Annotated in this window: 14 protein-coding genes; 8 read left to right on the top strand and 6 right to left on the bottom strand. The window is 44.4% G+C overall.

All coding sequences use genetic code 11. From position 1 onward, the window contains the following. Window positions 1–178 precede the first annotated feature (178 nt). The 4 genes from U2P91_RS12225 to U2P91_RS12210 all read left to right on the top strand — a co-directional run bounded on the left by U2P91_RS12225 (window position 179) and on the right by U2P91_RS12210 (window position 4,408). Window positions 179–760, top strand: coding sequence for an MptD family putative ECF transporter S component (locus U2P91_RS12225; RefSeq protein WP_111889072.1), 582 nt, complete (start codon window positions 179–181; stop codon window positions 758–760). Continuing rightward, on the top strand, window positions 760–1,479 hold the full coding sequence (locus U2P91_RS12220) for an energy-coupling factor transporter transmembrane component T (protein WP_322519720.1): 720 nt from the start codon (window positions 760–762) through the stop codon (window positions 1,477–1,479). The genes U2P91_RS12225 and U2P91_RS12220 overlap by 1 nt, the downstream gene beginning before the upstream one ends. A gap of 11 nt (window positions 1,480–1,490) precedes the next feature. Further along, window positions 1,491–3,152: an ABC transporter ATP-binding protein gene (locus U2P91_RS12215; RefSeq protein WP_111889071.1), complete on the top strand. Its 1,662-nt coding sequence runs from the start codon at window positions 1,491–1,493 to the stop codon at window positions 3,150–3,152. A 209-nt stretch (window positions 3,153–3,361) separates the two neighbouring features. Beyond that, window positions 3,362–4,408 (top strand): Ig domain-containing protein, encoded by a 1,047-nt coding sequence (locus U2P91_RS12210; RefSeq protein WP_111889070.1) that lies wholly within the window; start codon window positions 3,362–3,364, stop codon window positions 4,406–4,408. Window positions 4,409–4,550: 142 nt separating this feature from the next. Here U2P91_RS12210 and U2P91_RS12205 read toward each other — a convergent pair whose 3' ends face one another. The 3 genes from U2P91_RS12205 to U2P91_RS12195 all read right to left on the bottom strand — a co-directional run bounded on the left by U2P91_RS12205 (window position 4,551) and on the right by U2P91_RS12195 (window position 8,543). Further along, window positions 4,551–6,035 carry a phosphomannomutase/phosphoglucomutase gene (locus tag U2P91_RS12205; RefSeq protein ID WP_111889069.1) on the bottom strand — a complete coding sequence of 495 codons (1,485 nt, stop codon included), beginning with the start codon at window positions 6,033–6,035 and terminating at the stop codon, window positions 4,551–4,553. A gap of 172 nt (window positions 6,036–6,207) precedes the next feature. Then, window positions 6,208–7,191: an ornithine carbamoyltransferase gene (argF, locus tag U2P91_RS12200; RefSeq protein WP_111889068.1), complete on the bottom strand. Its 984-nt coding sequence runs from the start codon at window positions 7,189–7,191 to the stop codon at window positions 6,208–6,210. 122 nt (window positions 7,192–7,313) lie between these two features. Next, the gene (locus U2P91_RS12195; protein ID WP_111889067.1) at window positions 7,314–8,543 is read right to left on the bottom strand and encodes an arginine deiminase; all 1,230 of its coding nucleotides are present in this window, start codon (window positions 8,541–8,543) and stop codon (window positions 7,314–7,316) included. Window positions 8,544–8,715: 172 nt separating this feature from the next. Between U2P91_RS12195 and U2P91_RS12190 the strand changes: the two genes are divergently transcribed. Both U2P91_RS12190 and U2P91_RS12185 read left to right on the top strand, forming a co-directional pair. Further along, complete coding sequence (locus tag U2P91_RS12190) at window positions 8,716–9,333, top strand: TetR/AcrR family transcriptional regulator (protein WP_111889066.1); 618 nt, start codon at window positions 8,716–8,718, stop codon at window positions 9,331–9,333. Window positions 9,334–9,403: 70 nt separating this feature from the next. Then, on the top strand, window positions 9,404–10,792 hold the full coding sequence (locus U2P91_RS12185; RefSeq protein WP_111889065.1) for an MATE family efflux transporter: 1,389 nt from the start codon (window positions 9,404–9,406) through the stop codon (window positions 10,790–10,792). A 126-nt stretch (window positions 10,793–10,918) separates the two neighbouring features. Here the strand turns inward: U2P91_RS12185 and U2P91_RS12180 are convergent, their stop codons facing one another. Both U2P91_RS12180 and U2P91_RS12175 read right to left on the bottom strand, forming a co-directional pair. After that, window positions 10,919–11,191 (bottom strand): Veg family protein, encoded by a 273-nt coding sequence (locus U2P91_RS12180; RefSeq protein WP_111889064.1) that lies wholly within the window; start codon window positions 11,189–11,191, stop codon window positions 10,919–10,921. Between the two features lie 189 nt (window positions 11,192–11,380). Then, the gene (locus U2P91_RS12175) at window positions 11,381–12,115 is read right to left on the bottom strand and encodes an HAD family hydrolase (protein ID WP_111889063.1); all 735 of its coding nucleotides are present in this window, start codon (window positions 12,113–12,115) and stop codon (window positions 11,381–11,383) included. 119 nt (window positions 12,116–12,234) lie between these two features. On the opposite strand from U2P91_RS12175, the gene U2P91_RS12170 reads away from it, so the two are divergent. Together U2P91_RS12170 and pheA are read left to right on the top strand one after the other, a co-directional pair. Beyond that, complete coding sequence (locus U2P91_RS12170) at window positions 12,235–12,870, top strand: lactate utilization protein (RefSeq protein ID WP_111889062.1); 636 nt, start codon at window positions 12,235–12,237, stop codon at window positions 12,868–12,870. Next, window positions 12,860–13,768: a prephenate dehydratase gene (gene pheA / locus U2P91_RS12165; RefSeq protein ID WP_111889061.1), complete on the top strand. Its 909-nt coding sequence runs from the start codon at window positions 12,860–12,862 to the stop codon at window positions 13,766–13,768. The genes U2P91_RS12170 and pheA overlap by 11 nt, the downstream gene beginning before the upstream one ends. Window positions 13,769–13,848: 80 nt before the next feature. Here the strand turns inward: pheA and U2P91_RS12160 are convergent, their stop codons facing one another. Further along, on the bottom strand, window positions 13,849–14,169 hold the full coding sequence (locus U2P91_RS12160; RefSeq protein ID WP_111889060.1) for a hypothetical protein: 321 nt from the start codon (window positions 14,167–14,169) through the stop codon (window positions 13,849–13,851). Between the last annotated feature and the right edge of the window lie 16 nt (window positions 14,170–14,185).

The following is a 14,185-nucleotide window of genomic DNA, read 5'->3' as shown; positions in this document are numbered from 1 at the left end:
ATCTGCCATTGAAATTTTTGTCTTTTTGGAGCCTTATTAACGAATCAGAGTGGAAATAATCATGATAAATTGCTATGCTTTCATTGAATCTATTTAAATAACCGCCAGCAGGCGGTTTATTTTGGCAGATTCAGTTAGCTTTGTCTAACTATTATGTGCTTTACTTCAGGAGGTTTTTATGAACAACAAACTGCAAGCCAAGGATTTAATTAATGTCGGTATTTTTACAGCAATTTATTTTGTAGTTTTCTTTGTCACCGGTATGGTCGGTTATATTCCCGTTTTAATGCTGGCGATCCCCTTTCTTTGCCCGATGGTTGCCGGGATACCCTTTATGCTTTTTCTGACCCGAGTTAATAAATTCGGGATGGTCACCATTATGGGTACTATCCTAAGTCTGCTGATGATGCTCACCGGCCATCCCTGGATTGGTGTTCCCTTTGGGGTGGCTTTCTCACTAATCGCCGATGTGATACTCAAATCCGGCAATTTTACCGATTGGGGGAAGATCCGCATCGGTTACGTGGTTTTTAGTGAGTGGTTAATCGCTCTATTCATTCCGATATTTTTTATGCGGGACAGTTATTTTGTAACCATTCGCGAAGGTTATGGGGATTACTACACTGATACGCTGATGGCCATTACCCCAACCTGGGTTTTCTTTCTGATGATCGTGTTCATCGCCCTGGGCGCATTAGCTGGGGCCTATCTGGGCAAAGCGATCCTGAAAAAACATTTTAAACGGGCCGGTATTGCCTGATGAATCCATCAACCTTTGCCAATGAGCGACGCAGTCATTTCTGGCTGGACCCCAGAACAAAAATTCTGATGCTTCTGGTTGTCAATATTGTCCTCATCGGCGGTGGCTACAGCGGCTTATCCGCTGTCATACGGCCACTTTTAGCGTTGTTTCCGCTGTTTCTACTCCTTGCTGAGCGTCAGTATCGGCCAGCTATTTTTTATTTTATTTTTATTGCCCTGGCCATGAGTGCTGAGATCTTTCTGGTCACTCAGACCCAGGGGCTTTTAAATCTCGTTTTGGTCATTGGTTCCGGCCTGCTGTCCCGGTTGATTCCACCATTAGTGATGGGCTATTATCTGGTTACCACCACCAAGATCAGCGAATTCGTAGCGGCCATGGAACGCATGCATCTACCGCCCCAGATCATTATTCCTTTTTCGGTGATGCTTCGCTTTTTTCCCACTGTGGCTGAAGAAAATGCCGCCATTTCTGACGCCATGCGGATGCGGGGAATTCGTTTTGACGGCAAAAATATTGGTGCCATGTTGGAGTACCGGGTTGTTCCCGTACTGATGTGCACCGTAAAAATTGGTGAAGAACTGTCTGCCGCTGCCCTGACCCGGGGACTGGGGAAGCCGATTAAACGAACCAATATCTGCCGGGTCGGGTTTGGTCTCATCGACTGGATTTTAATTGCCGTAACCCTGACTTTGTTTTTTGCCTGGATTCTTTTATAAAGGAGATTACCATGATCCAATTAAGCCAAATCAATTTCACCTATGAAAACAGCGAGGGCGGTGGTTGCCTTCATGATCTTAATTTAACCATCAATCGGGGGGAAGTCATTTTACTGTGTGGCGGCTCCGGTTGTGGCAAAACCACCTTGACCCGTTTGATCAACGGTCTGATTCCCCACTTTTACAGCGGCCAGCTTTCCGGCGAGGTTTTAGTAAACGGCAAGAATGTTTCACAAATTCCCCTCTATGATACTGCTGAGCTGGTTGGTTCCGTTTTTCAAAATCCCCGAAGTCAGTTTTTTAATGTCGATACTACCAGTGAGTTGGCTTTTGGCTGTGAAAATATGGGCTTAGCAGCTGATGAAATCGGTCGCCGAATTGACGATGTTTCCCGGGATTTATGTCTTGATATGTTGCTGGAGCGGAGTATTTTTGCCTTGTCCGGTGGTCAGAAACAAAAGATCGCCTGTGGCTCGGTGGCGGCCCTGGAGCCTGAAATAATCGTACTTGATGAACCCTCTTCCAATCTGGACGCGAAAGCTACCCGGGAACTCCAATCCTTAATTGCGCTATGGAAATCCCAGGGGAAAACCATCGTCATCGCTGAACACCGACTTCACTATTTGCAGGAGCTGGCCGATCGCGTTGTTTTGATGGATAAGGGGCGGATTATCAAAATCTATCCCGGCACGTCCTTTTCACTTTTGCCCAAAGCCGAACTGGAGCGGATGGGGCTGCGGATTCTAAAGCTTAAATCATTGTATGGGACACCCTTGGCTGTTCGTCCCGCTTTTAAGAGCACTTTTTCGATCTGTGATTTTAATTATGCCTATCGCCATTGTGATCCATGCCTGAAAATTGCCAACGCCTGTCTGCCCAAGGGTGCTGTTATTGCAGTAATTGGCGAAAACGGCTGCGGGAAAACCACCTTTGCCCGATGCCTATGCGGACTCGAAAATAAGTGTTCCGGTACCCTTAACATCAGCGGCTGTGATCTAAAGTCTCGGGATCGTCTAAAAAACTGCTTTATGGTGATGCAGGATGTCAACCATCAGCTGTTTTCCGAAAGTGTTCTGGATGAGCTGCTGATTTCCATGAACGAAGAAAACGAAGCCGAAGCCCTAAAAATCCTGGAGAGCCTTGATCTGTCTGAGCTCAAAGACCTGCACCCGATGTCTCTTTCAGGCGGACAAAAGCAACGGGTTGCGATTGCCTGTGCTGTCGCTTCCTGCCGTCCCTTTATCCTTTTTGATGAACCCACCAGCGGTTTGGATTTAAAACATATGCAGCAGGTGGCAACTAATATCCAGCAACTTTCGGATCTGGGGAAAACTCAGTTTGTTATCACCCATGATCCCGAACTGATTCTGGCGGCTTGCACCCACGTTCTCCACCTGGATGATGGCGATATTAAGAAAATTTACCCTCTGGATGATGGCGGTGTCACTGAAATGCTATCTTTCTTTATTGCCGATGATGGCCTTTCTAGTAGGGTATCTGATGGTTCTGGTCTTTATCCTGGCGTTGAGCTTTTACAGCCTGCCGATTGGGCTGATTGCCCTGTCCGGTATTGCCCTTTCCGACCTCGCACTGATCTGGATGGGGCAGCGCAGCAAACGCAATTCAACGGTCCACGCCAGCTCCCAGGAGGAAATGGTCGGCGCGGTGATTGAATATGTCCGGGGCATTTCGCTGGTCAAGGCCTTTTCACAACAGGGGGTTTCAGTTGCTGGGATCCGAACAGCCTTTGAAAAAAGCCGCGGATCAATATTAAAATCAAAAAGGACTATATCCTCTGTAATTGAGAAAATATAAATTATCTTGAATGTGTTGAACTGTAAGCGTATACTTTATATAAGACTAATAAGAAAGCGAGAAAAAAATGAAAAAAAGTATTCGCAAATGTTTTGTCGGGATGTTAGCCTTATTGTTGAGTGTCGGGATGGTTCCGACAACTGTGTGGGCTGAAACGACTCCCAATGTCCGCTATCGGACCCACGTTGAAAATAAAGGCTGGCAAGAATTTGTTTCCGATGGCGTTCTCAGTGGGACAACCGGCGAAAACTTACGGTTAGAAGGCATACAAATCGAACTTGAAAATCAGGTCGCAAATCTTGACGTCGCTTATCAAACCCATATCCAGAATTATGGTTGGGAAGATCAAGGCGATAACACCAACTGGAAAAAGAACGGCGAAACAAGCGGAACCACCGGCGAAAGCTTACGGTTAGAAGCCATTCAAATTAAACTGACTGGCGATACTGCTGATCAATTTGATATCTGGTATCAGGTTCATGCTCAGAATATGGGTTGGCTTGCCTGGACTAAAAACGGCGAAAGTGCCGGCACCGAAGGATTTGGCTATCGCCTTGAAGGCATCAAAATTCAGATCCTGCCGGCCGGTTCAAGTGCCCCCAGTGGCACAGTGGATCAAGATGAACCGTTTTATAAAAAATTGATTCAAAGCCCGCATGAGGCGATTACCTATTTAAAACAATTGCTGGCTCAATTAGGGATGCGTGTAGATGAAGAATATAAATATACAGGGTATTGTAACAAAGGATTTAAATTAACTGCTGTTAATAGTCCTATTCAGGAACAACCTTACATTGTCTCTCCTAAAGGAAGTCTATTTAATGATTTTAAACAATTCTACTTATATCAAGCCGAAGGTGATGAAACGATCTGCTATCTGGCCACTGAAGACGAAGCTAGGCAGTATCTTGATGACTATCTAATCGCATCTGAAGCCGATGTTCCCGAAATCATCGAGTTTCAAGGAAAATTCGAGCAGAGCTGCTATAGGTATTATGGCTACGATGAAATTGACGGTCAAAAGACTACCATCTTCATGTATGATGTTTTCCCCGGTGGCAATATTTACGACAATATTTTACACCAATACATCTATGAATACCCGGTCGTTTAAACCGTGATCGATCCGCGGCAATCGTTAATCCGATTGTTTCCGATCGTCAAAATACCTCAGCTCCAGCGATTCCTAACATTAACGGATTAAAACAAAAAAACAGGATGTTAAACCCATCCTGTTTTTTAGTGCTATTTTTTTATTAAACTAAGGCTTCAAATTTTTGCAGGTATTCTTTCAAAACCGTCTCAATGATCACACAGCCCCCGACCGTATCGGATTCGATATTAAGGGGCATAATCGGATCGTGAAGAGACATTCGCAGTAGACACCAGCCGTTACCGGCCGTTCCATCACAGCTTACCCGGACCCCTTCATAATTAGGCGCTACCACGGTCCAACCGGGTTGGCTGGCGGCAAATCTTTCAAAATCGGCCAGCACCTTTTGTCCATAATCTTTAAAATTCTCAGTGGCTATTTTATAGCGTATCTCTTCGGCTTCGACCGGCTCTTTCAGTCCTGCCAGAAACGAGCTAATCGGTTTGCCAGCCTGGTGGAGTTCGGCAAACTTAATCAGCGCCATGGTGACCAGATAAGCGCCATCGTCGAGAAAATAGTTTTCTTTAATAGCGCCGTGGCCGCTGGTTTCCATGGCTAAATGGGTTTCGATACCTTCTTCATTTAACCGGATCGCTTCGTTGATGACATTTTTATAACCGCGTTTAAAACGATGATGTTTCCCGCCAAGACTCTCAATATACTCTGTTAACCCGGTGGAGGTAATCGAATCCGTAACGATGGTTGACCCCGGATAATCCGCTAAAAGCAGACTGGCAATAAAAGCAATAAAGCCATTGCGGTTAATAGCATTCCCTTTTTCATCAATAATCGCCGCCCGATCCACATCGGTATCAAAGATGATCCCCAGATCGGCCTGGTTGTCCAATACCGCCTTGGAGATATGGGCAATGGCCACGGCATCTTCCGGGTTGGGCACGTGGTTGGGGAAATGGCCGTCGGGCTCCAGATACTGGCTGCCGCTGGTATCGGCACCCAGCGGTTTTAACACCTGGTCAACAAAAAATCCGCCGGCTCCGTTACCGGCATCAACCACAATCCGGGCTCCGGCAAGCGGTTGCTCCGTTTTTGTTTTTTCGCGGATAAACGCGACAATATTTTTAGAATAGGACGGTAAAAAATCATAGTCCTGTGCCTGTCCGCCGGGCGTGAAGGATGTTTCAATCGTTTCGGCCAGTGCCAGAATCTCGCTGATATCGGCTTTGTCAAGGCCGCCATCGCGGGTGAAAAACTTAAGTCCATTTCGGTTAAAAGGCAAATGACTGGCGGTTACCATTATCGCCCCATCGGCCTCGATAACCGGATCGATGGTCGTCATAAACATCGCCGGGGTGGTGGCAATCCCGCATTGATAGACCTTGTTGCCCTTGCTGACCAGACCCAAAGCCACGGCCTGCGCCAGGTGGGTTCCGGACAGCCGGCTGTCTCTTCCGACCGCAAAGGTCAGCGGTGCTTTGCCTGATTTTTTTTCCAGCCAGGTGGCAAACGAAAAGGCTATTTTCATGGCCATGTCCTGGGTGAAATTAACGGCTTCGCCGGCAATCCCTTCAAGTGCCACCCCCCGAACATCGGAGCCATTTTGCAATTTTCTAATATCTTTAATCTCCATTTATTGTTAATCTCCTGGTATGAATCATGTACTAAGATCCGGGCCGTTTAGGCTATGCTGTTCTGGTTGAGCGAAACCTCGAGTACTCGGCGGATTAATTTATTAAAGCCCGCCGCGTATCAATAATACGCAAGGATTTGAATAAATTGATCCAACAACGTAATCGGGCATTTTAGCCAACCAGAGACGACACCATCACAGCCTTGATCGTATGCATCCGATTTTCAGCCTCATCAAAGACCTTGGAATGCTTACTGCGGAAGACCTCATCAGTAACTTCCATTTCAGTTAGCCCGAATTTTTCCTTAACTTCCCGGGCGACGGATGTCTCCTGATCATGGAAGGCTGGTAAACAATGAAGAAAGATCACCTCATTATTACCAGTCGCCTTAATCATTTCCATGTTCACCTGGTATGGTGATAACAGCTTGATCCGTTTAGCCATCTGATCTTCTTCACCCATGGATACCCAGACATCAGTATAGATGGCATCAGCACCTTTAACTCCGGCTTTAATATCGGCAGTCAGGGTAATGGTTCCCCCGGTTGTTTTGCAAAGTGCTTTCATTTCAGACACCAGTGCTTCTTCCGGGAACAGGGATTCAGGGGCCACCGCCACAAAATGCATTCCCAGTTTGGCACAACCGATCATTAGAGCGTTGCCCATATTATTCCTGGCATCTCCCACATAAGCCAGTCGTTTTCCTTTAAGCGATCCGAAATTTTCCTGGATGGTCAGCATATCGGCCAAAATTTGAGTGGGATGATCTAAATCGGTTAAGCCATTCCAAACTGGCACTCCGGAATATTCGGCCAGCGTTTCCACTGTCTTTTGTTCAAAGCCGCGAAACTCAATACCATCATAAAAACGTCCCAAAACGATGGCGGTATCCTCAATCGATTCTTTTTTGCCCATTTGACTATTGGTCAAAAAGGTGACATTAGCTCCTTCATCAAAAGCCGCCACTTCAAAGGCGCAACGGGTTCTTGTTGAAGTTTTTTCAAAAATAAGAACAATGTTCTTACCTTTTAGCAGGGTGCCCACCTCGCCTGATTTTTTCTTTGCTTTTAGTTTAGCTGAATAATCAATGAGATACTGTATTTCAGCTGGGGTAAAATCTTTTAATGTCAATAAATGACGACCTTTTAAATTCATAACGCTTCCTCCGTTTATCTCTTCTTTCATCTATTTTAACTGATAATCTTTACTTTCACAAGGTAACATCGTTCATCTACAATCAATTCTATAAAACCAACTGCTATAACGATCGGATTTGTTTAAAACGCGTCCCGATAAAGGGGCATCGTCATACAGCGAGGACCGCCCCGACCCCGTACCAGTTCAGATGCTTCAATACCAATCACTTCAATACCATTTTGACTGAGCACCTCATTGGAGCGCTCATTTCGGGTATAAGCAACAATGACACCCGGGGCAATTGCCAGCGTGTTGGTACTGTCATTCCATTGTTCCCGGGCGGCGGCAACCGGGTTGCCGCCGCCACTTTCAATGAGACTAATGGCCGGCAAATCGAGCACTGACTTAAGTGCCTCAATCAAACTGTCTTTTCGTTCATAATGCAGATAATCCGCTTTGCCAGGGGTCATAATGACCGTTTCCACCTGTTCAAGTATCCCCGGGTAGACAATAAACTTGTCAACGTCTACCATCGTAAAGACGGTATCCAAATGCATAAAGGCCCGGTTGCGAGGGATTTTTACTGCCAACACCTTTTTTATGCCCAACTCTGCCTTAAATAGGTTTTTAGCCAGTTCTTCAACCCCCTGAACCTCAGTTCGTTCACTACACCCCACCGCCACTGCAGTGGGGCTTAAAATCAGGACATCGCCACCTTCCACTGAAAAGAAGTTGGTATCCTGGTAAAAGGTTTTATTTGCACAACTTTTAAAGATCGGATGATGTTCATAAATAGCCGCTAAATAGCGACTCTCACGTTTTCTAGTCCGGGTGGCCATGGCAGAAATGCACATGCCATCATGAATAGCCACAGCTGGATCGCGCATAAAATACAAATTTGGCACGGGATTTAAATAAAAAGCATAGGGTTCCGGGCCTTTTAAATAATCAGTCAGCACCCGGTGCCGATCGATATGGTCAAGTTCTTTTTGCAGCACCCCGGCAATTAGGGCATCGCCCAGGGCATTGCTGTCTAAGGACATCAGGTATTCATTTAAGAATCCATCAATGTAGTTTCCCGATGAGGGATTCTTGTCGATGACTTCAGCGATGATATTCTCCCGAACCGCGGTATTTTTTAAAATATCTTTTAATAAGTCCTCGACATAAAGCACCTCGGCCCCACGTTTTCTAAGGATCGTGGCAAAGGCATCGTGCTCCTCCTGCATCCGTGCCAGCCAGGGGATATCCTCAAACAATAATTCCTTAAGGGAATCGGGAACAATCCGTTCTAGTTCCTTTCCCGGTCGGTGAACCAGGACCTTTTTCAGCTTTCCAATTTCAGATTCTATTCTTATATTTTTAACCATCTATTTACTCCTTTTTCAATACCACTCATTATATCATCGGTGATAAAAAAATCCACCTATTCTTAACGAACTACGTTTTTCTATTTTTCAAATAGTTATTGACACCGCAAAAATTTAATAGTAAAATAAATCCCGTAATATAACACTGTTATATTACGGGGAGGTATCCGGTATGTGCGAAAAGAAACAATCCACTCTGGACAGAATCATGGCTGAAGGCAAGAAAGAATTCTTAGACAAAGGTTTTAAAGATGCTTCTCTGAGGAATATAGTAAAATCTGCCGGTGTGACAACTGGAGCCTTTTACGGCTATTTTCCCGATAAAAAAGCTTTATTTGAAGCGCTGGTTGATCCTGCTGTTAAAGGGTTTAAAGAACAGTTTATCGCCGTACACAAAGCATTTGAACAACTCCCCCGGGACGTTAAAATGCGAGTTGCTTATGATGACTCTTCACCCCATCAGAAAGAGCTCATCACCTATATCTATGATCATTTTGATGCTTTTAAACTGCTAATCAGTTGTGCTGAAGGCACTGCTTATGACGATTTCATAAACAGCCTGGTTGAAACTGAAGTCGCAGCCACCCTGGATTTTATCCGGGACACCGGTTGTGACGCCCTGATCTCTGGACGGGCCTCACCCGAAATGTTGCATATACTCTCGAGTGCCTACTTTGCTGCCGTTTTCGAAATCGTTGTTCATGACATGCCTAAATCAGCGGCCGACAATTATATTGAAAACATCCGGATTTTTTTTACTGCCGGATGGAAATCAATATTATATTTATAAAACCGAGGTTCCTTGTGAACCTCAAAAAAACATTTTCGTGTTAGACATTTCTAACTAAAAAGGAGTTGCAATGAAAGAAACAGTTGTAAATAGTAAAGAACGACAAAAGCAGTCAATCTTAGCCGACAACCTGTGGAAGGTCATGTTTAATGTTTCCTGGCCGGCCATCATCGCGATGGTTCTTTATGGCTTGAATTCTATCCTGGACGCAATCTTTGTCGGCCAATTTGTCGGCGAAGTCGCTCTGGCTGGGGTTTCAGTGGCCTATCCACTTGCGCAAATCAGTGTCGCTTTTGGCTCCCTTGTTGGCGTCGGCGCCGGTTCTGTCCTCAGCATTGCTTTAGGCAAACAGGACAAGCAAGTCCAGGAAAAGCTCATGGGTAATGTCAACTTACTCGCACTGCTAATAACGATACTCTATATGGTCATCACCCTGATCTTTTCAAAACAGCTCCTTACCTTCATGGGTGGCAGCGGCGAATCCCTTGTCTTTGGTGACGCTTATTTCAGAGCAACAATCTGGGGCGCATTTTTCTGGATTTACGGTTTAGCAGGCAATATGATTGTTCGTGCCGAGGGCAAAATGAAATCAGCCGCTGTTATGATGGGTGCCGGATTAGTTATTAATGTTATCGCCAATTATATCCTGATGGGCGTATTCAATTTCGGTGTGGTCGGCGCTGCCTGGGGCACCAACATCGGGATGCTTGTTTATACGTTAATTGGCTGGTTTTACTTTGGCAAGGGTTTTTCAACTTTCAAAACAAAAATGCTGTCCTTAAGCTGGGATAAAGAGATTGGAACAACCATCATCCGCCTGGGTCTGCCTTCCCTGATTATGAGTTTTATGAGCCTTATTCAGGCTGTATTAGTTTTTAACGCATTGGCTAAATATGGTACCACTGCCGATATAGCCTTTTATGGGGTCGTATATCGTATTTTCACCTTCCTGATGACCCCTATTTTTGGATTAATGCGGGCTTTACAGCCGGTTATCGGGATCAATTATGGTGCCGGTCAATATGATCGGGTGATCAGTTCCTATAAAATTTTTGCGCTATCTGCGATGTTACTGACACTTCCATTTTGGATTATTTCTATGATCTCCCCTGAGTCAATCTTGGGACTGATGCTTGCCGATCAGGTGTTTGAAGTTACGCTACTTGGTTATTTCAGAATTTACATGGCCATCCTACCACCATTGTCGATTATCTTTATGGCGATGACCCTATTCCCTTCAATCGGCAAGGGAAAACCAGCCGCCTTAATCGGAATCGCCAGACAATTGGTTTTTTATGTTCCAGTCATGTTATTTTTACCGGGAATCGTCGGTGTCGCTGGTATCTATTACGGCTCTTTTGCCATTGACGTCGTGATTGTTGTCTGGACAGCTTTTATGGTTCGAAAAGAATTTAACTTATTGCGAACCCGCGCTCAGGAAGTCCGTTTAACGACATAATTTAAAGAAAACCACTTCGAGAAGAACTAAGTTCTTTGTTCGCTTCAACCTAGAAACCTGTGAGCATTGACATAAAAAAAAGAAGAACCTGAGTTCTTCTCTTAATGTGGTTATTTTATGTTGTCGTTATGAAACTAACAGTGCGCCATCCGTTTCATTCTCATCTAGTAATACAATTTTTACACTTTGAGTTAAAAGATCAGAATAACTAAAAGACAATTTCTGTTCTTTTCTTTTATCTTCTTGAACTCGAACGGTAAAAATACTGGGATAAGTGCTTTCAATTACCCCTTCTTTTTGGTAGAGTTTTTTCTTGCTTTTATGTGCTTCAAGTTTGACTCGTTTACCAAGACAATTTTCCACCTCGCGTCTAATGTCCATAATGGTTGCTTTTGGCATGAACTTCACCTCTCTGTGGTTTTCTCTTTGTTAGTATACCACAGTTTTGATCAAAAGTAAAATTTTTTATTATAACAAGACCTGGTTTTTTTGTCAATATGTAATTTTGATTTTCGTTTACAGCTTGTTTATCGTTTACAGTTCTGGCGTTTTCAAGTCTTTGCTCATTTTACTTCTAATCCCACCAGCTCATCCGTGTTTTTTCTTATGAGCATTGGGGTTAGGTTCTGGGGTTTCGTTAAAAAGCGAATACATTTCCTTCCCATAGCGCAGGGCTTCCACAATCCGCATCGGGTTATGTAGCCAAATGGCATCATCCAACTTGGTCAACACTTCAAAGGACTCAAATCCCCAGGTACATAAAACCGGCAGCATTTCTGCTCTTAAGGCGGTTTCATAATCAACGGTGGAATCCCCGACAAATAGACACTCATGGGGTTTTACACCCATTTTTTCAGCTAATCTTAAGGTTGTTTCCGGATTTGGTTTTCTCAGTTCATCTTTTGTAAAACCGACCACATCGACAAAATCGTAGTCTTTGAACAAAGCACTTACCAACGCTTTTGCTGCCGCATCTGGTTTGTTGGTGCAAACGCTAAATGGGATTTCATGGAATTTTAAATAATCCAGCAGTTTTGTAATTCCCGGATAGGGCCTGGTTTTTTTTATGTAGTTTGAAGCATACTCCGCTTTTAGCATTTCTGTTAATTCATCAACAAAAACATCATCACTCCGATATTTTTCCGGTATGGCATCCCGGGTCAGATTTCTTAAGCCTCTGCCAATTAATTTTTTTCCCTCGTCATAGGAGTGAACCGGAAATCGATTGTACTTCAAAATCCCGTTGACCGAATCAATCAAATCTTCCAGCGAATTGACCAGGGTACCGTCTAAATCAAAGATAACGCCCTTATACTTATGCATGTTGTCCTCCTGTGATATTACATATTTTTTATTATTATACCCCATTTTTTTAATAAATTTTGTTTTTTTAACAACTTTGGATTATAATAAGATTATTAATTTTCTCTGGAGGTATCATTTTGGGTTACAAGGAAGATAATTATCTGAATCTCAGTAAATCTTTAATTAAAAAACTTGAAAAACGAAATTTTAAGGGCTATTTTTGCAAAACCGCCCATGAAGGCCTAGAACTGGCTTTATCGATGATTCCTAGCAGCGTCAGTGTGACCCATGGCGGGTCTGAATCGATTAAGGAAATTGGTCTGCTTGATGCGGTTAAAAATGGCAATTACCAATATATTGACCGCAGTCTGGCTAAGACGCCGCAGGAAAAAAGAGAAGTGGTTGCCCAGGGAGTACTCGCCCACACGTTTCTGACCGGTACCAACGCCATTACTATGAACGGGGAACTGGTCAATGTGGATGGGATGAGCAACCGGGTAGCACTGATGTGCTTTGGTCCGGAACAGGTAATTGTTATTGCCGGGATCAACAAGGTGGTTGCCAATACCGAGGCCGGGATTTATCGGGCCCAAAATATTGCTGCACCAGTGAATGCCATCCGTCACAATGCCAAAACGCCTTGTTATGATACCGGCAACTGTGCCCACTGTCATAGTGATGACTGTATGTGCGCCAATATCGTGGTCACAAGACACAGCCGAATCCCTGATCGAATTAAGGTTATCCTGATCGGAGAAAATATTGGCTACTAAAACAAATCATGAAGCTAATGCCTTAAATGCGTTAAAACAAGCCTTTTTGGTCTATCCTCAAACCATCAAGAAAGAACCTCGGGTAGCTTATGCCGGAACCCGGGGTTCTTATGGCGAAGAAGCCAGCCTGGCTTTTTTTAAGCAGCACTGCGAGCTGTTTCCCTTTAAAACCTTTGAGGATGTTTTTGTAGCCTTGAGTCAGGGGTCAATCGATTACGGAGTACTCCCGATTGAAAACTCATCCACCGGGTCCATTGCCGCTGTTTATGACCTGCTGTCCCGTTATCAGTATTATATCGTCGGCGAAGAAGAGATCAAAGCCCGACACTGTCTGCTGGCGCCAAAGGGAGCCAGCTTTGAGACCATTGCCGAGGTTTATTCCCATCCCCAGGGATTTTCACAATCCCAGGAATTTCTAAATGATTATACCCGCTGGAAGTGCATTCCCTATTACAATACCGCCATTGCTGCGGCTTATGTTGCTGAAAAAAGCGACCCCACCATGGCCGCTATTGCCAGCAAACGGGCCGCAGAAATCTATGATCTGGAAGTACTGGCTGAAAACATCAACTTTTCCCAAACCAATGTAACTCGGTTTGTCGTTATTTCCCGGAAGATTGAACTCTTTAAAAATCCTACCCGGGTCAGTATTGCCTTTCGGCTGCCCCACCGTCCCGGATCACTTTATGAAATCATCGGGATTTTTTCGGTTTTCTCTCTAAATCTCTGTAAGATCGAATCTCGCCCACTTTTAAAAGAGAATTGGGAATACCTGTTTTTTATCGACTTCACCGGCAATATTTCCCAAAACACCCTGGTGAACCTGTTGCCGATCATCGAAGAAAAGGCGGAATATTTTCAATTCTTAGGGTATTATCCGCAGTTTGAAGAAAAATAATCTTTATCATGACTAAACCAATAAAACCCCAGATTTTAGACATTAAACCGTCTTAAACCTGGGGTTATTAATATTGAACCTTAATCATAGAAGGTCATTCTGATCTCTCCATTGGCGTCTGTCACGGCGCTGTAGTCGTCAGATTGACAATTCGGACAGCGGGCTTTTGCCTTAATCCGATAATGGCCATCGTGACATCGTCCAGCTATGGCTTCCACCTTTTCATTAAAAGAAAACGCTGGATCCTGCTTTTTTATTTTTTCCAGTACTTCTTCCTGGCGGATAACTTTTTCTTCGCCACAGGTATCGCAGTGGAGCAGATAAAAATCCAGTCCACCACCTTCCCGGACTTCAAACTCGGTTTGGCACTGATTGCACCTGGCCATAAACTGTCTACCCAATTTTTCCGCCTCCTTA

Origin of the sequence: Acetobacterium sp. K1/6, assembly GCF_034438075.1 — a bacterium.
GTDB lineage: Bacteria > Bacillota > Clostridia > Eubacteriales > Eubacteriaceae > Acetobacterium > Acetobacterium carbinolicum.
This window is presented reverse-complemented; position numbering and strand designations above follow the sequence as displayed.